This is a genomic window from Microcella alkalica (assembly GCF_014137945.1).
GTDB classification, from domain to species: Bacteria; Actinomycetota; Actinomycetes; order Actinomycetales; family Microbacteriaceae; genus Microcella; species Microcella alkalica.
The window spans coordinates 151,011-171,449 of record NZ_JACGWX010000005.1; the positions used below are offsets into that span (position 1 = coordinate 151,011).

Below are 20,439 nucleotides of genomic sequence, written 5' to 3' on the forward strand. Positions count from 1 at the left end.
ATCGCCCGTCAGCCCCTCGCCCGCGCGAGCAGGTCGTCGCGCGGGTTCTCGTCGCCGAGCGCCTTCGCGAATGCCTCGAGCTTCTTCCTCGCGTCGGCGCTGAGGTTGCCGGGGACGGCGACCTGGACGGTCGCGAGCAGGTCGCCCGTGCCCTTGGGCGTGGTGACGCCGCGGCCCTTGACCCGCAGCACGCGCCCGCTCGGCGTGCCTGGTGCGACTTTGAGCCGCACCGTCTCGCCGCCGAGCGTCGGCACCTCGATGGTCGCCCCCAGGGCGGCCTCGTGGAAGGTCACAGGCACGTCCAGTCGCAGGTCGAGCCCGTCGCGCGAGAACACCGCATGCGGCCGCACAGTGACGCTCAGCACGAGATCGCCCGGCTCGCCGCCGGTCATGCTCGCCTCGCCCTTGCCTCGCAGTCGGATCTTCTGCCCGTCGGCGACGCCCGGCGGGATCTTCACGGTGAGTGGCCGACCGCCCTCCCGCTCGAGCTGCACGGTGTCGCCGTGGATCGCGGTGAGGAAATCGAGAGTCACCTGCGCGGTCTGGTCGCGGCCCTTCTGCGGTCCGCGACCGAACCCGGCGGATGCTCCGCCGGCGCCGAACTGACCACCGAACATGCTCCCGAAGATGTCCTCGAATCCCGCCGACTGGGCTCGCCGCCCGCCCGGGGCACCGCCGCCGAACATCCCGCCGAAGACGTCCTCGAAGCCTCCGGGTTGACCCCCCGCCGTGAAGCGGGCGCCCGAGCCCATCGCGCGCAGCTGGTCGTACTCAGCTCGCTCGGACGGATCCGAGAGCACCGAGTACGCCTCGCTGATCTCCTTGAAGCGCGCCTCGGCAGCCGTGTCACCGGCGTTGGAGTCGGGGTGGTACTGCCGGGCGAGCTTCCGGTAGGCCTTCTTGAGCTCGGCCTCCGACGCGGTCTTCGGCACGCCGAGGACGGCGTAGAAGTCCTTGTCGAACCAGTCGTTGCTGGCCATCGGCGGCTACCCCTCCGGCGTGAAGACGGCGACCTTCGCAGCGCGGATGAGGCGGTCTCCGAGGGCGTAGCCGACTTCGATGACGTCGCCCACGACGTTGCTCGTGACGTCGGGCTTCGGCAGCTGCACGAGCGCTTCGTGCCGGTTCGGGTCGAACGGCTCGCCGGTCACCCCGACCTTCGTCAGGCCGTACCGCTCCAAGCCGGTGCGCAGCTTCTGCGCGACGAGCTCGAGCGGACTCCCGGCGAGATCGCCGTGCGACTCGGCGCGGTCGAGGTCGTCGATCGCCGGCAGCAGCGTGCGGATCACCTCGGCGATGTTCGCCTCGCGATTCGCCTGCCGGTCGCGCTCGACGCGCGTGCGGAAATTCGCGAGCTCCGCCTCCGCGCGCGCGGCGCGGTCGCGGTACTCGGCGATCTCCTTCTGCCCGGCCTCCGAGAGGATGCGGTCGATGTCGGCGTCGAGACTCGCGCCCGACTCCGAGACCTCGACATCGGCATCCTCGACCGAGAAGAGATCCTCGATCGTCTCGGCGTCGGTCGGCGCGCCGTCCTCCGCGAGGGGAGACTCATCGGCCTCGCCCGCCGCGGGAGCGGCGTCCGGCTCGGGCGAGCTGTCAGGACCGAGATCGGTGACCTTCCCCGTCTCGTCGTCGATGCGGCGTCGGCGCTTGATGACGGGCTTCTGCTCGTCGTCGTCGCGCTTGCGTGCGGCCATGACTACTTCTTGTCCTTGTCGTCCTCGTCGTCGACGATCTCCGCGTCGACCACGTCCTCGTCGCTCGAGGAGCTCTGCGGCTCGGCGGCCGCCGACTCCTCGGCCTGCGATGCGGCGTAGATGGCCTCGCCGAGCTTCGTCTGCGACTGGTTCAGGGCGTCGTACGCGGTCTTGACGGCGTCGTCGTCCGTGCCGGCGAGCGCCGTCTTGAGCGCGTCGACGTCAGCCTGCACCTCGCCCTTGACGTCGTCGGGCAGCTTGTCGACGTTCTCGGCGATGAGCTTGTCAATCGAGTAGGCGAGCTGCTCGGCGCTGTTGCGCACCTCGGCGGCCTCGCGGCGCGCCTTGTCCTCCGCCGCGTGCTCCTCGGCCTCGCGCACCATGCGCTCGATGTCCTCCTTCGCGAGCGACGAGCCGCCCGTGATCGTCATCGACTGCTCCTTGCCGGTGCCCTTGTCCTTGGCCGAGACGTGGACGATGCCGTTGGCGTCGATGTCGAAGGTGACCTCGATCTGCGGGATGCCCCGGGGAGCCGGCGCGATGCCCGTGAGCTCGAAGGTGCCGAGGTTCTTGTTGTCGCGCGTGAACTCGCGCTCGCCCTGGAACACCTGGATCGCGACCGACGGCTGGTTGTCGTCGGCGGTCGTGAAAGTCTCGCTGCGCTTGGTGGGGATGGCGGTGTTGCGTTCGATGAGCTTCGTCATGATGCCGCCCTTGGTCTCGATGCCGAGGCTTAGGGGGGTGACGTCGATGAGGAGCACGTCCTTCCGCTCGCCCTTGAGCACGCCGGCCTGAAGGGCGGCGCCGACGGCGACGACCTCATCCGGGTTCACGCCCTTGTTGGGCTCCTTGCCTCCGGTCAGCTTCTTGACGAGCTCGGTCACGGCGGGCATGCGGGTCGAGCCGCCGACGAGAACGACGTGCGCGATTTCGGCCACCTCGACGCCCGCCTCGCGGATGACGTCCTCGAAGGGCTTCTTGGTGCGCTCGAGGAGGTCCTTCGTGAGCTCCTCGAACTTGGCGCGGGTCAGCGACTCGTCGAGGTTCGCGGGGCCGTTCTCGGTGAGCGACAGGTAGGGCAGCTGGATGTTGGTGCTCATGGAGCTCGAGAGCTCCTTCTTCGCCTGCTCCGCGGCCTCCTTGAGGCGCTGCTTGGCGATCTTGTCGTTGCTGACGTCGACGCCGGTGGTCTCCTTGAAGCGCTGGATGAGGTAGCTCACCACGCGGCCGTCCCAGTCGTCGCCGCCGAGGCGGTTGTCGCCGGCGGTCGCGCGCACCTGGATGGTCGAGAAGTCGTCGTCCTTGCCCACCTCGAGCAGGCTCACGTCGAAGGTTCCGCCACCGAGGTCGAAGACGAGGATGAGCTCGTCCTCCTTGCCGCGGTCGAGGCCGTAGGCGAGAGCGGCGGCGGTCGGCTCGTTGATGATGCGCAGGACGTTGAGGCCCGCGATCTCGCCGGCCTCCTTCGTCGCCTGGCGCTCGGCGTCGTTGAAGTACGCGGGAACGGTGATGACGGCGTCGGTCACGGGCTCGCCCAGGTACTGCTCGGCGTCGCGCTTGAGCTTGGCGAGAGTGCGCGCCGAGATCTCCTGCGCGGTGTACTTCTTGTCGTCGATCTCCTTCTTCCAGTCGGTGCCCATGTGACGCTTGACGGAGGCGATCGTGCGGTCGACGTTCGTGACGGCCTGGCGCTTCGCGGTCTCGCCGACGAGCACCTCGCCGTCCTTGGTGAAGGCGACGACCGACGGGGTCGTCCGGAAGCCTTCGGCGTTGGCGATGACGGTGGGCTCGCCACCCTCGAGGACGGAGACGACGGAGTTGGTGGTTCCGAGGTCGATTCCGACGGCACGGGCCATGGGGGATGCTCCTTCTGGGGATCGGGGGCACGACTGAACTTGAGCCGTGCAATGTCAAGTTTGAGAATGCGGATGCCCGCTGTCAAGTCGAGCCGCCCAGAACCTGCGCCATGCCGACTCAATTCTCAGGCAGGAGCGGTGCCGTGTTCGCGCTGAGCGTGCGTGCGAGCCGTCCGACCCGCGCCGTCGCGTCACTCGAAGTCAGTGCGCAACCATCGCGAAAACCTAGAAGGCGTTGCCCGTCGGGTCCGTGAAGCCGATGACCGCTCCGCCGGGGATCTCGGTCCGGGGGATGCTCGCCGCGAGCTCGGCGTGCGCGGCGAGCCAGTCCTCGAGGTCGGGCACGAGGTACATCGGCCCCGCTGGCCAGGGCGTCGTGTCGAGCATCACCTGCACCTCGCCCGTCGGGGCTGCGAAGGCGATCGTCGTGTCACCCTCGCGCCAAACCTCCTCCCAGCCGAGCGAGTCTCGGTAGAAGGCGGCGGCCAACTCGAGATCGGTCACCGGGGTGAACAGGTACGAGAGCATCATGGGCGGACTCCGTCGGCGGGGGGGGGGGGGGGGGGGGGGGGGGGGGGTGAGGTGCCCACGACCCTAGCGACGCACTCCCGCGCACGTCAGCCCCGCGGCCGCCCCTCGGATCGCGCCCGACGCCACTTCGTCCTGTTTCGGGCGCCCCGTACGGAATAGGGCGTCCGGTGCGCCCGGATCAGTCCGGATTGCGGCGCCTGATGTGCCGGGGGCCTGGCGCGGGGCGGGTCGGGGCGCGCGGGGCGCGCGGGGCCGCGCGAACACGCGCCCCGGCGCGACACCCGCGGTTCACCGGCCCGCAGTACCGTGAGCGCATGACAGAGAAGTCGATCCCCGCCACGGCGAACACCCTCGCGGTGGGGGTCATGGGCCTGGATCTGCGCGAGGGCGCCGAGGTGCCCCGCCGGCGCGTGTTCGCCTGGGCCTTCTGGGACTGGGCGACGCAGCCCTTCAACACCGTGCTGCTCACCTTCGTGTGGGTGCCGAGCTACCTGACGAGCACCTTCTTCGTCGACCCGGCCGTCATCGGAACAGCCCGCGAGGAGGCGGCGCTCGGCCAGCTCGCGAGCAACCTCGGCTACGGCATCACCGTCGCCGGGCTGCTCATCGCCCTCCTCGCACCCGTGCTGGGTCAGCGCGCCGACCGTGCGGGCAGGCAGAAGCTCCAGCTGCTCGTCTTCACCGCTCTGCTCGTGGCCGCCCAGCTCGGACTCGCGTTCGTGGAGCCAGGAGCCGAGTGGTTCTGGATGGGCGTCGCGCTCATCGCCATCGGCAGCGTCTTCGGCGAGATCGCCGGCGTCAACTACAACGCCCTGCTCATCTCGATCTCGACGCCGCGGACGATCGGCAAGGTCTCGGGCCTGGGCTGGGGCTTCGGGTACCTCGGCGGCATCGTCGCCCTCGCGATCGTCGTCGGACTCATCCTCGGCGGCCTGCTCGACGGCGACTCGGCGTCGACCTTCCAGCTCATCGCCCTCGGTGCGACGATCTGGACGATCCTCTTCGTCATCCCGATCTTCGTCGCGGTCCCCGAGCCCCCCAAGGTCGTCGCGGCAGAGAAGGTCGGATTCTTCCGCAGCTACGTCGAGCTCGTCCGCGGCGTCCAGCGTCTCTACCGCGAGACCCGCCCCACGTTCTGGTTCCTGCTCGCGAGCGCGGTCTACCGAGACGGGCTCTCCGCCGTGTTCACCTTCGGGTCGGTCATCGCGGGCATCGTCTTCGGCTTCGACTTCACCGACCTCGTCATCTTCGGCATCGCGCTCAACATCGTGGCCGGGGTGTCGACGATCCTCGCCGGCCGCCTGGACGACCGCTTCGGGCCCAAGCGCGTCATCCTCATCTCGGTCTTCGGCCTCGTGGCCTGCACGCTCGTCGTGTTCTTCTTCGCCGACCTCGGCGCCGGGCTGTTCTGGGCCGTCGGGATCGTGCTCGCCGCGTTCGTCGGCCCCGCGCAGGCCGCCTCCCGCTCCTTCCTCGCGCGCGTCACTCCGGCGGGTCGCGAGGGCGAGGTCTTCGGCCTCTACGCGACGACCGGCCGAGCCGCGGGCTGGATGGCCTCGCTCCTGTGGGGCGTCTTCATCGCCGTCGCCGCGAACCAGACCCTCTACGGGATCCTCGGCATCACGATCGTGCTGCTCGCGGGCGGCATCATGCTGCTGTTCGTGAAGGCGCCGCCGGCGATCGACCGCGACGTGGTCCGCAGCGAGGCCCGCGCCGACGCCAGCTGACCGGAGCCTCGGCCGCTCCGGCCCGACGCACTCAGGCGCGGGCGAGCGCGGCGATGTCTTCCCGGAACTCCGCCGCCTCCGCCGCCGACACGGTCGCGCGCGTCCGGTCGATCGCGGCGAGGTAGTCGGCGGTCGACGGGCCTCGGATGCCCGACCCGTCGGCGCCGTAGACCGACTGCTCGAGCGCGGCCTGCGACGCCGATCGCGCCGCGAACTCGATGTCGGCGGGCGAGTAGCCGTCGGTGCGCGCGACGAGCTGGGCGAGGTCGACCTCTCCCTCAACGGAGTCGGGGATGTAGCGCGACCAGATCGCCTCGCGCGCGGCCGCGTCGGGCAGACCGATCGGGATCACGTAGTCGAAGCGCCCGTGGCGCAGGAATGCGGCGTCGAGCGCGCGGATGAAGTTCGTCGCGCAGATCAGCAGGCGGCCAGGCGAGTCGCGGAAAGCCGGGATGATCTTGAGCAGCTCGTTCGTGACGCCCTGCATGGCGGATGGCGGCTCGCCGCCGCGCTGGCCGGCGATCTCCTCCACCTCGTCGATGAAGACGATCACGTGGTCGAGGTCGGCGATGCTCTGGAAGGTCTCGCGCAGTCCCCCCGCGAGCCCCTGGGGGCCTGCCGCCAGCCGGGAGGGGAACACCTCGACGAACGGCCACTGCAGGCGGGAAGCGACGGCCTTCGCGAACGTCGTCTTGCCGGTGCCGGGCGGTCCGAACAGCACGATCGAGCGCGGCGGCTGCACGCCGAACTGGTCGGCGAGCGCGGGGTCGGCGAGCGGGAGGACGAGCCGCCGCTCGAGCAGCTCCTTCTCCGTGCGCATGCCCGCGATCGAACCCCACAGGTCGCGGGGCAGGATGCGCCCGCCGAGCTCGCGCAGCACCGCGAGCTCGCGCTGCTTGACCGGGATCTCTCGCTCGAAGTAGCTCAGGTGCGCGCGATCCTGGAATCCGGCCTTCGTGAGCGCGCCGTACTGCTGCTGCTGATCCGGAACGAGGATCGACAGCCGCGTGAGGCCCTGCGGCGCCATGCGCTGCTCGAGACCGGCGAGGATGCGCCCCGCGAGACCATGGCGCCGTGCGCTCGCGGTGACGGCGAGGAAGACGATCCAGCCCTGATCGTGGGCGGCGCGGGCGACGCCGACCCCGAGCACCTGGTCGCCGTCGACCGCGACGACGGCGTGATCCTTCTCGCAGGAGGCCAGCACCTCCGCGAGCGCGTAGACGGGCTCGGCGCCCTCGGCGCGCACCTCGTCCCACAGGCGGAGGACGGCATCCATGTCGGCGGCCTGGTAGTCACGCAGGCGGATCTGGGTCATGGTTCATGATCACAGCCGACGACCTCCGGTGCACCACGGCCCGGCTGGGATTCAGCCCCCAGAACGCGGCGGCTGGCAGAGTGAGGGCATGACCGACACCTCCACCGCTGCCTCCGCTTCCACGACCGCCGAGAAGGCCGCCCTCCTCGCCTCGCTCCACGTGCCAGGCGACCCGCTCGTGGTCGTCAACGTCTGGGACGCGATCACCGCGCGCATCGTCGCCCGCGCGCCCGGCGTGCGCGCGCTCGCCTCGGCGAGCCACTCGGTCGCCTTCGCCTACGGCGTGCCCGACGGGGAGGGCATGACCGTCGACATGGCGCTCGGCGCCGCGCGGCGGATCGCGGCATCCACCGACCTGCCCGTGAGCATCGACTTCGAGCGCGGCTACGCGCCCGACGCGACCGGAGTGCAGGAGAACGTCGCGCGCCTCATCGAGGCGGGCGCGGCGGGGCTCAACATCGAGGACTCGCTCGCGGGCGCCACGAGCGACCGCCGCCCGATCGCCGAGGCCGCCGACCGCGTGGCCGCCGCGCGCGCCGCCGCCGACGCCGCGGGCGTGCCTCTCGCGATCAACGCGCGCACCGACACCCTCGCAGGCTCGCCCGACGCGTTCGACGAGGCGATCGACCGCGCGAACGCCTACGCCGACGCGGGCGCGACGAGCATCTTCATGCTCGGTCTGCGCACCGAGCAGATGGTGGCGGATGCCGTGGCCGCCGTCCGCGCGCCCGTCGCCGTCTTCGCCCACCCGGGCTACCTGCCCCTCGCCCGCCTCGCCGAGCTCGGAGTCGGGCGAATCTCGTTCGGGCCGCAGATCCTCGGCCTCACCCTGCACCACCTCGCGGCGGCGGCCGAGCAGCTCACCGCGCGCGGCGAGTACCCGGCCGAGCTCGCGACGCGCTACGAGCTGTAGGCCGCGGGAGGATGGAAGGGTGAGCACCCCGTACCCCGATGACGAGGACGACCTCGACAGCGTGCGCCCCGGCTGGGAGCCCGACCCCGAGCGCGAGGGCTACGAGCGCTGGTGGACGGGCGAGCGCTTCCTCGGCGCCGCCCACCGCGAGCCGCAGCCGTTCTCGGCGCTGAGCCCCGACGCGGCGCGGTCGATGCGACCGGGCCCGAACCGGGATGCCCGGTTCGCGCGAGCGGGCATCGTCGCGACGCTGCTGGGTTTCCTCGGGCAGGCCGTCGCGGCGAGCGGGCTCGTGCGGATCCCGGGCGTCGACTCGAGCGCGGTCGTCCTGAGCGCTCTCGGGCTCGCGGCGCTCACCGCGGCCGTGACGGTCGTGTTCGCGGCGCGCGGGCTCCGCAGGGCATCCGCGCTCGGCGGTCGCGCCATCAGCTCGCTCGCGCTCGGCATCGGCATCGTGCTCGGGCTCGCGCCCGTGCTGCTGCTCGTCGCGATCGGGATCGGCGGCGGGCTGTAGTCCTTCGGCCGCTCAGACCCCGCGCGCCGCCCGCACCCGCACGACCGCCGCCGAGCGGGCTGGCAGCGTGAGGACGCCGTCGACGAGCGTCGCATCGGGGGTCGTCGACAGCTCGAGCGCCGCCTCCGAGCCGACCTCGAACGACGCCTCCTCGCGGATCGCGGCGCACACGCTCACGATGCCGCCGTGCGGCGACTGGATGCCCGCCCCGCGATCGAGGCGGAACACCGCGAGGCCGTCCTCCCCCTCGCCCGCGGCGAGAGTGTGCTCGAAGCGCGGGTCGGTCAGCTCGGGCAGGTGCTTCCGCAGCCGGATGAGCGCCCGGTGCAGGGCCAGCAGTCGCGCGTGCCGCGGCTCGTCGACCTCGCTCCAGGCGAGCTTCGAGCGCTCGAACGTCGCGCGAGCCTGCGGGTCGGGCACGACCGACTCGTCCCACCCCATCTTCGCGAACTCCGCGAGCCGCCCCTCGGCCGTCGCGAGCCCGAGCTCGGGCTCGGGGTGGGAGGTGAAGAACTGCCACGGCGTCGTCGCGCCCCACTCCTCGCCCATGAAGAGCATGGGCGTGAAGGGCGAGGTGAGGTTGAGCACGGCGGCGACGGCGATCTCGTCGGCGGCGAGGGTCTGCGAGATCCGGTCGCCCGCGGCGCGGTTGCCGATCTGGTCGTGGTCCTGCGCGAAGGTCACGAGCCGCCACGTCGGCACCTCGGCGGGGATGGGGAAGCCGTGCGGGCGGTCGCGGAACGACGAGTGCGTGCCGTCGTGGAAGAAGCCCTTCGTCGAGGTCTTCGGCAGGGCATCCGCGGTCGCGAAGTCGGCGTAGTAGCCGTCCGACTCGCCCGTGACGGCCGCGTGGATGGCGTGGTGGTGGTCGTCGCTCCACTGCGCGGTGAGCCCGTAGCCGCCGGCCTCGCGCGGCAGGATGAGGCGCGGGTCGTTCATGTCGCTCTCGGCGATGAGGGTCAGCGGCCGGCCGAGGTGGGCCGAGCGCGCGTCGGTCTCCTCCGACATCGCCTGCAGGATGTGCGTCGGCGACTCGTCGACGAGCGCGTGCACGGCGTCGAGCCGCAGCCCGTCGACGTGGAAGTCCTCGAACCACATGGCGAGGTTGTCGAGCACGAAGCGCCGCACCTCGCGATCGCCGAGGTTGACCGAGTCGCCCCACGTGTTCGCTGAGCCCGAGTGCAGGTACGGCCCGAACCGGGGCAGGTAGTTGCCGCTCGGGCCGAGGTGGTTGTAGACGACGTCCTGGATGACGGCGAGTCCGCGCGTGTGGCACGCGTCGACGAAGCGCCGGTACCCGGCCGGGCCGCCGTACGCCTCGTGCACGGCGAACCATGCGACGCCGTCGTAGCCCCAGTTGTGCTCGCCGTTGAATCCGTTGACCGGCAGCAGCTCGACGAAGTCGACGCCGAGCTCGACGAGGTGATCGAGGCGGGCGATCGCGCCGTCGAAGGTGCCCTCGGGGCTGTACGTGCCGATGTGCAGCTCGTAGATCACGCCCCCGGCGAGCTGACGTCCGTGCCAGTTGTCGTCGAGCCAGTCGACGTCTGCGGGGTCGTCGGGAGCGCTGAGCCCGTGCACGCCGTCGGGCTGCCGGCGTGACCGCGGGTCGGGCAGGGGATGCTCGTCGCCGTCGATCAGGAACCCGTAGCGGTCACCCGCCTCCAGGGCCTCGATCGCGACCCACCAGCCGCCGTCGGCGCGCGTCAGCTCGACCCGCTCCGCGGCTCCCGCGCGCACGCGATGCAGCGCAACCTGCTCGGCGTCGGGCGCCCACACGCGCGCGTCGGATCGTCCGGATTCGCTCAGCCTGCTCATGAGGCGTCATCCTTCTCGACCTCGACGAGGAGGGCAACGGGGTAGCGCTCGAGCACGTCGGCGAGTCTCAGCTCGCCGCCGGCGTAGACCCGGCCCGTGAAGGCGTCGAGCACGGGACGCTGCGGGAGCACGACGACCGTCTCGCCCCAGCCGCCCGCGCGCTCGAGCCCGACGGGCAGGCGCGTCGCGATCGCGACCGCTCCCCCGCGGTCGAACGCGACGGCGTGCGCGGCCGCGCTTCCGATCGCGGGGAGAGGCGCGTAGCGGGTGAAGAGCTCGGGCCGGTCGCGGCGGACGCGGAGGGCGCGACTGGTGACGAGCAGCTTCGCGGCTCCGACGGCGTCGATGTCGGGCATCCACCCGGGGGTCGCGCTGGGATCCTCGCCGTCGACTCGCGCGAGCAGCTCGCGCCGTGCGGCGTAGTCGACGGGGCGGCGGTTGTCGGGGTCGACGAGGCTCGTCTCCCAGAGCTCGCTGCCCTGGTAGACGTCGGGCACGCCCGGGCCCGCGAGCTGCAGGAGCTTCGCCGCGAGCGCGTTCGACCAGCCGTAGGGAGCCGTGGCGTCGACGAACTCCTGCACGAGGTCGCGCAGCTCGCCGTCGGCGAGCACGGCCTCGATCGCATCGTGCATGCGCGTCTCGAACGCCTCGTCCGGCTCGGTCCACGTCGTGGCCGTGCCCGCTTCGCGCGCGGCTTTCTCGGCGTAGGCGTGCGCGCGCTCGGCCGAGATCGGCCAGGCGCCGACGAGCGATTCCCAGAGGATGTTCTCGAACGGGCCGTCGCCGATGGGCGCGCGCTCGCGCAGCTCGGCGAGAAGCGCGCCCCACGCCTCGGGCACCTCGGCCAGCACGTGGATGCGCGCCCTGGTGTCCTCCCCGCGCTTCGTGTCGTGCGTCGACAGTGCCGTGAGCGAGGCGGGGAAGCTGCCCTGGCGCACGAGCTGCCGGCGGTGGAACTCGTCGACGTCGACCGCGAACTCGGCCGGGTCGGCGCCGACCTCGGTCAAGGAGGCGAGGCGGGAGTAGCGGTAGAAGGCGGTGTCCTCCACGCCCTTGGCCATGACCATGCCGCTCGTCTGCTGGAACCGGATCGCGACCGGCTGGGCCGGGTCGGCGAGGAGCGGCGCGAGCGCGTCGAAGGTCGCCTCGAGCTCCGGGCGGGATGCCCGAGCCGCCTCGAGCGCGGCCTCGAGCTGCTCGACCCCGACGGGCAGGTACGAGCGGTAGACGGGGAAGCACGCGAGGACCTCGGCGAGCGCGTCGGCTGCCTCGGGGATGGCGTGCGGCAGCTCGCGCTCGAGCCGCAGGACCTCGCTGCGGAGGATCGTGTCGGCGATCCGGCGCTTGGTGCGGCGGATGAGCGCGTGCCAGTCGAGCGGCTGGGGAGCGTCGGCGCCGCCCGCGGTCGTTTCCTGCAGCTGGTGCGCCGTCGAGGTCTCGGCGCGCAGGCGCGCGTCGAGGTCGTCGAGCGCGTGCCGCCCTGCGGGGTCGACGAGGACGCGGTCGATCGTCGCGAGCGCATCGTAGCCCGTCGTGCCGGCGACCTGCCAGAAGGAGGGCAGCTGCTCGTCGCCCTCCAGGATCTTCTCGACCCACACGGGCACATGCCCGGTGGCGCGCGCGAGATCGTCGAGGTAGCCGCCCGGGTCGAGCAGGCCGTCCGGGTGGTCGACGCGGATGCCCTGCACGAGCCCCTCGCGCACCCAGCGCACGATCTCGGCGTGCGAGCGCTCGAACACCCACGGCACCTCGACGCGCACCGCGGCGAGCGTGGTGACGGCGAAGAAGCGTCGGTAGTTGAGCTCGGCGTCGGCGCGGCGCCAGTGGACGAGCTCGAAGTGCTGGCGGTCGAGCACGGCGCGCAGCTGCTCGGGGCTCGCGCCCGCGCGGTCGTCGACGTCGTCGGCGGTGCCGGCCGCGAGGGGGTACTCGGTGCCGTAGACCGAGATCGCGTCGTCGCCGAGCACGACGTGCCCGTCGGCGATGACCTCGTCGAGCTCGGCGCCCAGCACGGGGATGCGCACTCGATCACCGCCGAACGCCCAGTCGACGTCGAAGGCCTCTGCGATCTCGCCATGGCGCCCGTCGCGCAGCAGGCTCCACCACCAGTCGTTCTGCCGCGGGTCGGCGACGCCCATGTGGTTCGGCACGATGTCGACGAGCACGCCGAGGTCGCGGGCGACGGCGGCCGCGGCGGCGCGCCCGAGCGCGTCCTGCCCGCCGCGCTCCTCGTCGACGGCGCCGTGGTCGACGACGTCGTAGCCGTGCTGCGAGCCGCGCGTCGCCTGCAGCAGCGGCGACAGGTAGAGCCAGTCGGAGCCGAGGAGGCGCACGTAGTCCGCGAGCGCGGCGACCTCGTCGAGCGGGAACTCGGGGCTCACCTGCACCCGGTAGGTCGAGCGGGGCAGTGCGGTGCGGCTCATGCGGGCGTCACCGCCGGGGTCCCGATGACCTCGACCGGGGCCGGCGAGAGCGACAGCGACACCGCGTCGTCGACCGTGTGCTCTGCGGCGACGTGCTCGCGGAGCACCACGAGGCTGATGGCCTCGAGCTGCATCGGCGAGCCCGCCTCGATCACGGCGGCCGTGTCGCCGAGGCCGCTCGTGTCGACGAGTCGCTCCCAGCGGCCGCCGTACTCGGCGGGCGGCAGTGTCAGCTCGATGGGCTCGGTGTGCGCCGAGAAGTAGACGAGGAAGTTGACGTCCGTGATGCGCTCGCCCCGGGCATCCCGCCCCCGGATGCCGTGGCCGTTGAGGAACACCCCCACGGTGCGGCCGAAGCCGGACTCCCAATCCGACTCGTCCATCGCGGTGCCATCGGGGCGCAGCCACTCGACGTCGGGCAGCGGGTCGCTCTTGCCGCGGCGCACGGGCCGACCGTCGAAGTACCGTGTGCGCCGGAACGTCGGATGCTCGCGACGCAGCCGCGCGAGCGAGCCCACGAACTCGACGAGCGAGGTGTCGGCGGACGCCCAGTCGATCCAGGAGAGCTCGTTGTCCTGGGCGTAGACGTTGTTGTTTCCCTGCTGCGTGCGGCCGAGCTCGTCGCCGTGCGCGATCATCGGCACGCCCTGGCTGAGCAGCAGCGTCGCGAGGAAGTTGCGGACCTGCCGGCCGCGCAGCGCGCGGATGATGGGGTCGTCCGTCGGGCCCTCGACACCGAGGTTGTACGAGCGGTTGTGGCTCTCGCCGTCGTTGTTGCTCTCACCGTTGGCGTCGTTGTGCTTCTCGTTGTACGACACGAGGTCGCGCATCGTGAAGCCGTCGTGCGCGGTGACGAAGTTGATGCTCGCCACCGGGCGGCGGCCGTCCGCCTCGTAGAGGTCGGCCGAGCCCGTGAGGCGGGCGGCGAACTCGCCGAGCGTGCCCTCCTCGCCTCGCCAGAAGTCGCGGACGGTGTCGCGGTACTTGCCGTTCCACTCCGTCCACTGCGGGGGGAAGTTGCCGACCTGGTAGCCGCCGGGGCCGATGTCCCACGGCTCGGCGATGAGCTTGACCTGCGAGACGATCGGGTCCTGCTGCACGAGGTCGAAGAACGCCGACAGGCGGTCGACGTCGTAGAACTCGCGAGCGAGCGTCGCGGCAAGATCGAAGCGGAAGCCGTCGACGTGCATCTCGGTCACCCAGTAGCGCAGCGAGTCCATGATGAGCTGCAGCGAGTGCGGGTGGCGCACATTGAGGCTGTTGCCCGTGCCCGTGTAGTCGCGGTAGTACTGCGGCTCGTCGTCCATGAGCCGGTAGTAGGCTGCGTTGTCGATTCCCTTGAGGCTCAGCATCGGCCCCATGTGGTTTCCCTCGGCGGTGTGGTTGTACACGACGTCGAGGATGACCTCGATGCCCGCGGCGTGCAGCGCACGGACCATGCTCTTGACTTCCTGCACCTGCTGGCCGCGGTCACCCGCAGACGAGTAGGCGTTGTGCGGGGCGAGGAAACCGATCGTGTTGTAGCCCCAGTAGTTCGCGAGCCCCTGGTCGACGAGGTGCTTGTCCTGCACGAACTGGTGCACGGGCATGAGCTCGAGCGCGGTGACGCCAAGGCGGCGCAGGTGCTCGATGATCGCGGGGTGGCCGACGGCCGCGTACGTCCCGCGGATCTCCTTCGGGATGTCCGGGTGGGTTTGGGTCAGGCCCTTGACGTGCGCCTCGTAGATGACCGACTGACCGTAGGGGATGCCCGGGGAGCGGTCGCCCGCCCAGTCGAAGAAGGGGTTGATGACGACGCCGAGCATCGCGTGCGGGAGGGAGTCGAGATCGTTGCGCTCGTCAGGGGCGTCGAAGCGGTAGGGGAAGAGCGACTCATCCCAGTCGATCTGGCCGTGGACGGCCTTCGCGTACGGGTCGAGCAGGAGCTTGCTGTGGTTCGCGCGTCGCCCCGTCGACGGGTCGTCGACGCCGTGGACGCGGTAGCCGTAGAGCTGACCGGGCTGCACGCTCGGGAGGTAGGCGTGCCACACGAAGGCGTCGACCTCGATGAGCTCGATGCGATCCTCGACGCGACGACCGCCGCGCTTCTCGTCGATGAGGCACAGCTCGACCCGCTCGGCGGCCTCGCTGAAGATCGCGAAATTCGTGCCGTTGCCATCGAACGTGGCTCCCAGCGGATACGCACTGCCCGGCCATGAATGCATTGTCAAGCCCCCTCCGTTTTCGAGGGTTTCCCTCGATTCTTTGCCCTTCGGCCCCTAGCCTGTGCCTCACTATGGGGGCCATCGGATACGTCGTTCACTACTTCGGGAACAGGTACATCGCCGAGACGGAGATGGCCCTGCTCTTCCACCGACGCGTTCGCGCCCTCATCGAGGCCGGGGAAGGAGAGCTTGTTCCCCTGCGGCACGTCGAGGGTATCGATCTGCTCTGGATCGCGGCGGAAGTTCCCTGCCGGCTCGAAGAGATCACGGTGCCCCCGGGGGCCGACCGGGAGAAGGCGCGCGCACGGTGGGGGCTTCGTTGCCACAAGTCGCTGACGGTAGCACCGACCAGCAGATTCAGCGGCCCAGTACCCAGACGATCAGCAGGATCGTGACGAGGGCTCCGGCGAGGAAGTTCAGCCAGAGGAACCTCCTCCAGCCTCGGTTCGCGCTCTCCGCATCCTCATCGCGGACGTTCCACCACTGCGCGGTGCTCACGGCGTACGGCACCGCGGCGAGCGCCGCGAGCGGACCCGGCCAGTCCGTTCCGAGGAGCAGCAGGCCGGCGATCACGTAGGCGACGACGGCGAAGCGCACGGTGGCCCGTGCCCCGATGACGGTCGCGATCGACGAGATGCCGCCCTCGCGGTCGGCGATGACGTCCTGCACCGCCCCGAACGCGTGACTCGCGATGCCCCAGAGGAAGAAGGCGGCGAGGATGAGCCACAGCTGCGGCGTGAACTCGGCCTCCGCCAGCACGAGGCCGTAGACGGCCGGGCTCACGAAGTGCGTACTCGAGGTGAGCGAGTCGAGGAAGGGCTTCTCCTTGAAGCGCAGCCCCTTCGCCGAGTACGCCACGACGGCGAACATGCTGATCGCGAGAACGAGCCATGAGAGCGGGCCGCCGAGAGCGACGAGCACGACGAGGAACGGGGCGCACGAGACCGCGGCCGCGATGAGCGTCGTGCGATGGATGCGCGGATCGAGCAGCGCCCCCTCGACGCCGCCCTTGCGCGGGTTCCGCAGGTCGCTCTCGTAGTCGAAGACGTCGTTGATGCCGTACATCGCGAGGTTGTACGGGATCAGGAAGAAGATCGTGCCGACCCAGAACGCGAGATCCAGCCGGCCGGTCGTGATCAGGTATGCGGCCCCGTACGGGAACGCCGTGTTGATCCAGCTCAGCGGGCGCGAGCTGACGAGCAGCTGACCGAGGGTCCTCACGAGTGCTCATCCTGCCGCGGGCGGTGGCGGGCGAGCAGCTCCCACACCGCGGGCAGCAGGACGAGCGCGGCGACCGTGTACGCGAAGTCCTCGATCGGCGCGAGGCCGATGCGCACTCCGCTGATGAGGCTGTCGTCGTAGGCGACGAGCCCCGTGCCGATGATCGCATTGTCGAAGATCGCGGTCATCGCGAGGAGGAGGATCGCGGCGAGCCCGACCGCGCGCCAGCGCGGCGACCGGCGGGCGACGACGGCCGCGATCGCGACGAGGGCGACGACGGCGAGGAAGACGACGTTCAGGAGGGTGTAGGTCATCCCGCGCCCCCCGCATCGATCGAGGCGGAGGCCCGGCGCGCGCCGCGCGCGTCCAGCAGGTCGCCCGCCGCCGCGTAGGCGTTCATCGTGAGGTAGCTCAGCAGGGTGAGGAAGAAGACCTCCTCGATCGGCAGCTCGGGGCCGATCAGCAGCCCCGTCATGAACTCCGTCTGCCCGCGGAAGAAGATGCCGAGAGCGATGCCGAAGACGTCCCAGACGAGGAAGAACAGCACGCCGAGAGGCAACACGATGCGCGCGCGGCGGGCGTCCCGCCAGAAGAACAGACGGAATCGGCGGTCGAGCACCACCATGCCCGTGAGCGAGATCGCGAGCGCCGCGAGGTAGCTGAAGCCGATCACGCCGCGGGCGCCGCCGCCGGCCTGCTCGCCTCGAGGGGCTCGGGCAGCGGGCCCGTCGATGTGTCGCCGCGCAGACGCTTGATGAGCACCTCGGCGCTGATGAGGCACATCGGCAGTCCGATGCCGGGGATCGTCGAGGCGCCCGCGTAGTAGAGGCCGCGCACCTTCTTCGACACGTTGCCGGTGCGGAAGAACGCGCTCTGCTTGAGCGTGTGCGCCGGGCCGAGCATGCTGCCGCGCCACGCGTTCAGGTCGTCGTGGAAGTCGCCGGGGCCGTACGTGCGGCGCAGGACGATGCGGTCGGCGAGGTCGGGGGTCTTCGTCCACTCGGCGATCTGGGCGATGATGCGATCGGCGTAGACCTCGAGCGGGGTGTCGCCGTCGCCGTCGACCTCGCCGCGGCCGAGCGAGAGATCTGCGGGAGCGGGGACGAGCACGAAGAGGTTCTCGTGCCCCTCGGGTGCGACCGAGGGGTCGACGCCGCTCGGCTTGCAGATGTACAGCGAGGCCGGGTCGGGCAGGCGCGTGTTCTCGCCGAAGATCGCCTCGAAGTTCTCGCGCCAGTCGGCGGCGAACAGCAGGGTGTGGTGCTCGAGGTTGGGCAGCTCGCCCTCGACGCCGAGGTAGATGAGCAGGGCGCTCGGGCCGGGGTTGCGGTCGCTCCAGTACTGCTCGGGGTACGACTGGAACCGCTCGGGGAGCAGCTGCGTCTCGGTGTGGTGCAGGTCGGCGGCGGAGACGACGATGTCGGCGTCGATGACCTCGCCCGACTCGAGCTCGACGCCGCGTGCGGCGCTCGACGCCTCGTCGACGAGGATACGGCCGACGGGCGCGCTCGTCCGGATCGTCACGCCGTGCTGCTCGGCGACCGCCTGGATGCGCTCGATGAGCGTCGTGAAGCCCCCCATCGGATAGAGCACGCCGTCGGCGAGATCGAGGTGGCTCATGAGGTGGTACATCGAAGGGGTGTCGAACGGCGAGGAGCCGAGGAAGACCGCCGGGTAGCCGAGGACCTGGCGCAGGCGCAGGTCGTCGAAGCGGTTCGCGACGTAGGAGTCGAGGTTCTGGAGGAGCATCTTCACGAGCTTCGGGGCGCGCTTGAGCACGTCGGTCGTGAGGAGCGGGCCGAACGACTCGAAGCTCGTGTAGAGGAAGCGGCGCTTGGCCATCTCGTACGTGTCGTAGGCGGAGTCGAGGTAGCGCTCGAGCTCGGCTCCCGCGCCCTTCTCGATCGATTCGAACAGCGCGACGTTCTCCTCGCGGGTCGCGGCGACGTCCGTCCACTCGTCGTGGCCCTGCGTGATGACGCGGTAGCCGGGGTCGAGCTGCACGAGCTCGAGCTGCTCGGCGGCGCTCGTGCCGAGGAGCTTGAAGAAGTGGTCGAAGACCTCGGGCATGAGGTACCAGCTCGGGCCGGTGTCGAAGCGGAAGCCGTCGGACTCCCACGAGCCCGCGCGGCCGCCCGTCGCGTCGCGCTTCTCGACGAGCGTCACCTCGTGCCCGTCGCGGGCGAGCAGAGCGGCGCTCGCGAGCCCGGCGATCCCGCCGCCGATCACGACGACGCGGCTCACGAGGTCACCGCCGATGCGCGTGCGGGGGCGGGCTGGGGAAGGCGCCCGGCGAGCACGCTCGCGGCGATGCGCAGCTTCACGGGGTCGGGGACGCGGACGCGCGTGCGCACGAGCTCGCTCGCGGGCGTGCGGCGCAGGCGCGCGGCGAGCTCGGCGAAGAGGCCCTGGGCGAGGGCGACGGCCCGCCGGCTGGAGATCGGGAGATCCGGGAGGACGGCGGCGGACATCCGCAGATCGTCGTCGATGTCGTCGAGCAAGCGGTGCTTCTCCTCTTCCGTGAACGAGTCAACGCGGACCCCCGGGAAGTAGCTGCGACCGAGCGTCTCGAAGTCGGCGGAGAGGTCGCGGAGGAAGTTGACCTTCTGGAACGCCGCGCCCAGGGCTCGGGCGCCGCGCACCATGCGGTCATTCTGCTCGCCCGTCACCGGGGCTTCCTGCATGAAGGCTCGGAGGCACATGAGCCCCACGACCTCGGCGGAGCCGTAGACGTAGAGGTCGAAGCTCGCCTGGTCGTGCTCGGTGTCAGTGAGATCCATGCGCATGGAGTGGAAGAAGGGCTCGGTGAGCTCGCGCCCGAAACCGACCTCGCGCGCCGTGCGGGCGAAGGCGTGCACGACGAGGTTGGAGCTGTAGCCGTGCTCCATCGCCTGATTCGTGTCGGCCTCGAGCTCGTCGAGATAGCGGCCGGCCGCCACCTGGTCGAGGCCCGCCTCGGCGACACCGCCGTCGACGATCTCGTCGGCGACGCGCACGAGGGCGTAGATGTTCTCGACGTGCTGGCGGATGCCCGGCCCCAGCAGGCGGGAGGCGAGGCCGAACGACGTGGAGTACCGGCGGATCACGACCCCCGCGACCTCGTCGGCGGTGCGGTCGTACAGGCTCAAGCGCGTCATCGCACCCTGTTCAGGACGGTCTCAGCGACGGGGTGGAGCTCCTCCCGGAGCGAGGCGGGGATGTGCGGCTCGGCCAGGCGGGCGAGGGCGCGCTGCGCGTAGCCGCGCGCGAGATCCTCGGCGAAGGCCTTGGCTCCGGACTGGATGAGCAGCAGCCGCGTCTCGATCGCCTGCTCGTGCGTCAGGTCGGGGTCGCCGATGAGCTCGCGCAGGCGCACCCATTCGGGCGTCGAGCACGCGAAGGCGATCATGACGGTGCGCTTGCCCTCGCGGAGGTCGCCGATCGTGGTCTTGCCCGTCGACTCCTCCTCGCCGAAGACGCCGAGGACGTCGTCGACGATCTGGTACGCGATGCCGATCTCGCGGCCGAACTCGCCGAGCGTCGCGACCGTCTCCTCCCCCGCGCCCGCGAGCACCGCGCCGGCCTGCAGGGGAGTCTCGAAGGAGTAGACGGCGGTCTTCAGGCGCTCCATCGTGAGGATGTCGTCGACGAGCGGCGTCGTCGAGGCCATCGACAGGTCGACGTCGATGAGCTCGCCGGCGGCGCTCGCGAACATCGCCTCGTCGAGGATGTCGAGGAGGCGGTCGCGCATCTCTCCGGTCACGCCGCTCTTGTCGATGAGGCGGTAGGAGTTGAACAGCGCGAGGTCGCCGGCGATGACGGCCGCGGAGACGCCGCGGTGCTCGGCGATCTCGACGCTCGCGCCGCGATCGACGGCGTGGTCGCGGTACGCGCCGGAGATGTTCGGGATGCCCCGCCGCACGAAGTCGCGATCGATGACGTCGTCGTGCACGATGAGAGCGGTGTGGAGGAGCTCGAAGCTCGCCCCGATGTAGGCCGCGGCGTCCATGTCGTCGCCACCGAGTCCGGCGTAGGCGGCCATGACCATGCGAGGGCGGAAGCGCTTGCCGCCCTGAGTGTTGCGCTCGAGCAGACCCCAGAGGTGCTCGTACGGGGCGCCCAGGGGCGTCGCCCGCTTCTTGGATAGGCTGAAGAAGCGCTCCAGAACAGCGTCGACCAGGGCGCCGCGCTCCGCGGCAACCGCCACCCTGTCGTGTCGATCCACCTCAGCAGACTAGCGG

The 20,439-nt window shown here is 70.9% G+C and carries 18 protein-coding genes; 4 read left to right on the top strand and 14 right to left on the bottom strand.

The genetic code is table 11. From position 1 onward, the window contains the following. Window positions 1-8: 8 nt before the first annotated feature. The 4 genes from FHX53_RS10280 to FHX53_RS10295 form a co-directional block, all read right to left on the bottom strand. Window positions 9-980 carry a DnaJ C-terminal domain-containing protein gene (locus FHX53_RS10280; protein ID WP_182491263.1) on the bottom strand — a complete coding sequence of 324 codons (972 nt, stop codon included), beginning with the start codon at window positions 978-980 and terminating at the stop codon, window positions 9-11. 6 nt (window positions 981-986) lie between these two features. Beyond that, the gene (locus FHX53_RS10285; protein WP_182491264.1) at window positions 987-1,697 is read right to left on the bottom strand and encodes a nucleotide exchange factor GrpE; all 711 of its coding nucleotides are present in this window, start codon (window positions 1,695-1,697) and stop codon (window positions 987-989) included. A 2-nt stretch (window positions 1,698-1,699) separates the two neighbouring features. Then, window positions 1,700-3,553, bottom strand: coding sequence for a molecular chaperone DnaK (gene dnaK, locus FHX53_RS10290; protein WP_182491265.1), 1,854 nt, complete (start codon window positions 3,551-3,553; stop codon window positions 1,700-1,702). Between the two features lie 225 nt (window positions 3,554-3,778). Next, a complete protein-coding gene (locus FHX53_RS10295; RefSeq protein ID WP_182491266.1) occupies window positions 3,779-4,084 on the bottom strand; it encodes a VOC family protein in 306 nt (101 codons plus the stop codon). Between the two features lie 314 nt (window positions 4,085-4,398). Here FHX53_RS10295 and FHX53_RS10300 point away from each other — a divergent pair, with 314 nt between their 5' ends. Continuing rightward, window positions 4,399-5,811 carry an MFS transporter gene (locus tag FHX53_RS10300; RefSeq protein WP_182491267.1) on the top strand — a complete coding sequence of 471 codons (1,413 nt, stop codon included), beginning with the start codon at window positions 4,399-4,401 and terminating at the stop codon, window positions 5,809-5,811. Between the two features lie 31 nt (window positions 5,812-5,842). Here FHX53_RS10300 and FHX53_RS10305 read toward each other — a convergent pair whose 3' ends face one another. Further along, complete coding sequence (locus tag FHX53_RS10305; protein ID WP_182491268.1) at window positions 5,843-7,126, bottom strand: ATP-binding protein; 1,284 nt, start codon at window positions 7,124-7,126, stop codon at window positions 5,843-5,845. 88 nt (window positions 7,127-7,214) lie between these two features. On the opposite strand from FHX53_RS10305, the gene FHX53_RS10310 reads away from it, so the two are divergent. Together FHX53_RS10310 and FHX53_RS10315 are read left to right on the top strand one after the other, a co-directional pair. Continuing rightward, entirely contained in the window at window positions 7,215-8,039 is an 825-nt protein-coding gene (locus tag FHX53_RS10310) for an isocitrate lyase/PEP mutase family protein (protein ID WP_182491269.1), read from the top strand. Between the two features lie 19 nt (window positions 8,040-8,058). Next, window positions 8,059-8,553 (top strand): DUF2510 domain-containing protein, encoded by a 495-nt coding sequence (locus FHX53_RS10315; protein ID WP_182491270.1) that lies wholly within the window; start codon window positions 8,059-8,061, stop codon window positions 8,551-8,553. Between the two features lie 12 nt (window positions 8,554-8,565). Here FHX53_RS10315 and treZ read toward each other — a convergent pair whose 3' ends face one another. The 3 genes from treZ to glgX are packed head-to-tail and all read right to left on the bottom strand — an operon-like array spanning window position 8,566 to window position 14,998. Then, window positions 8,566-10,371, bottom strand: coding sequence for a malto-oligosyltrehalose trehalohydrolase (gene treZ / locus FHX53_RS10320; protein ID WP_182491271.1), 1,806 nt, complete (start codon window positions 10,369-10,371; stop codon window positions 8,566-8,568). Next, complete coding sequence (treY, locus tag FHX53_RS10325) at window positions 10,368-12,794, bottom strand: malto-oligosyltrehalose synthase (RefSeq protein ID WP_182491272.1); 2,427 nt, start codon at window positions 12,792-12,794, stop codon at window positions 10,368-10,370. Before treY ends, treZ begins: the two co-directional genes overlap by 4 nt. Continuing rightward, window positions 12,791-14,998 carry a glycogen debranching protein GlgX gene (gene glgX, locus FHX53_RS10330; protein ID WP_182491339.1) on the bottom strand — a complete coding sequence of 736 codons (2,208 nt, stop codon included), beginning with the start codon at window positions 14,996-14,998 and terminating at the stop codon, window positions 12,791-12,793. Before glgX ends, treY begins: the two co-directional genes overlap by 4 nt. A gap of 71 nt (window positions 14,999-15,069) precedes the next feature. Between glgX and FHX53_RS10335 the strand changes: the two genes are divergently transcribed. Then, a complete protein-coding gene (locus FHX53_RS10335; protein ID WP_182491273.1) occupies window positions 15,070-15,393 on the top strand; it encodes a hypothetical protein in 324 nt (107 codons plus the stop codon). Here the strand turns inward: FHX53_RS10335 and FHX53_RS10340 are convergent. Genes FHX53_RS10340 through FHX53_RS10365 form a run of 6 tightly spaced genes read right to left on the bottom strand, consistent with a single transcriptional unit; the run spans window position 15,356 to window position 20,423 of the window. Beyond that, window positions 15,356-16,219, bottom strand: coding sequence for a prenyltransferase (locus FHX53_RS10340; protein WP_182491274.1), 864 nt, complete (start codon window positions 16,217-16,219; stop codon window positions 15,356-15,358). The two genes, FHX53_RS10335 and FHX53_RS10340, sit on opposite strands and share 38 nt — an antisense overlap. Next, window positions 16,216-16,533, bottom strand: coding sequence for a lycopene cyclase domain-containing protein (locus tag FHX53_RS10345; protein ID WP_182491275.1), 318 nt, complete (start codon window positions 16,531-16,533; stop codon window positions 16,216-16,218). The genes FHX53_RS10340 and FHX53_RS10345 overlap by 4 nt, the downstream gene beginning before the upstream one ends. Continuing rightward, window positions 16,530-16,889, bottom strand: coding sequence for a lycopene cyclase domain-containing protein (locus FHX53_RS10350; RefSeq protein ID WP_182491340.1), 360 nt, complete (start codon window positions 16,887-16,889; stop codon window positions 16,530-16,532). The genes FHX53_RS10345 and FHX53_RS10350 overlap by 4 nt, the downstream gene beginning before the upstream one ends. Continuing rightward, entirely contained in the window at window positions 16,889-18,463 is a 1,575-nt protein-coding gene (gene crtI, locus FHX53_RS10355; protein ID WP_182491276.1) for a phytoene desaturase family protein, read from the bottom strand. Before crtI ends, FHX53_RS10350 begins: the two co-directional genes overlap by 1 nt. Then, entirely contained in the window at window positions 18,460-19,356 is an 897-nt protein-coding gene (locus FHX53_RS10360; RefSeq protein ID WP_182491277.1) for a phytoene/squalene synthase family protein, read from the bottom strand. Before FHX53_RS10360 ends, crtI begins: the two co-directional genes overlap by 4 nt. Continuing rightward, window positions 19,353-20,423 carry a polyprenyl synthetase family protein gene (locus FHX53_RS10365; RefSeq protein WP_343050959.1) on the bottom strand — a complete coding sequence of 357 codons (1,071 nt, stop codon included), beginning with the start codon at window positions 20,421-20,423 and terminating at the stop codon, window positions 19,353-19,355. The genes FHX53_RS10360 and FHX53_RS10365 overlap by 4 nt, the downstream gene beginning before the upstream one ends. Window positions 20,424-20,439 lie beyond the last annotated feature (16 nt).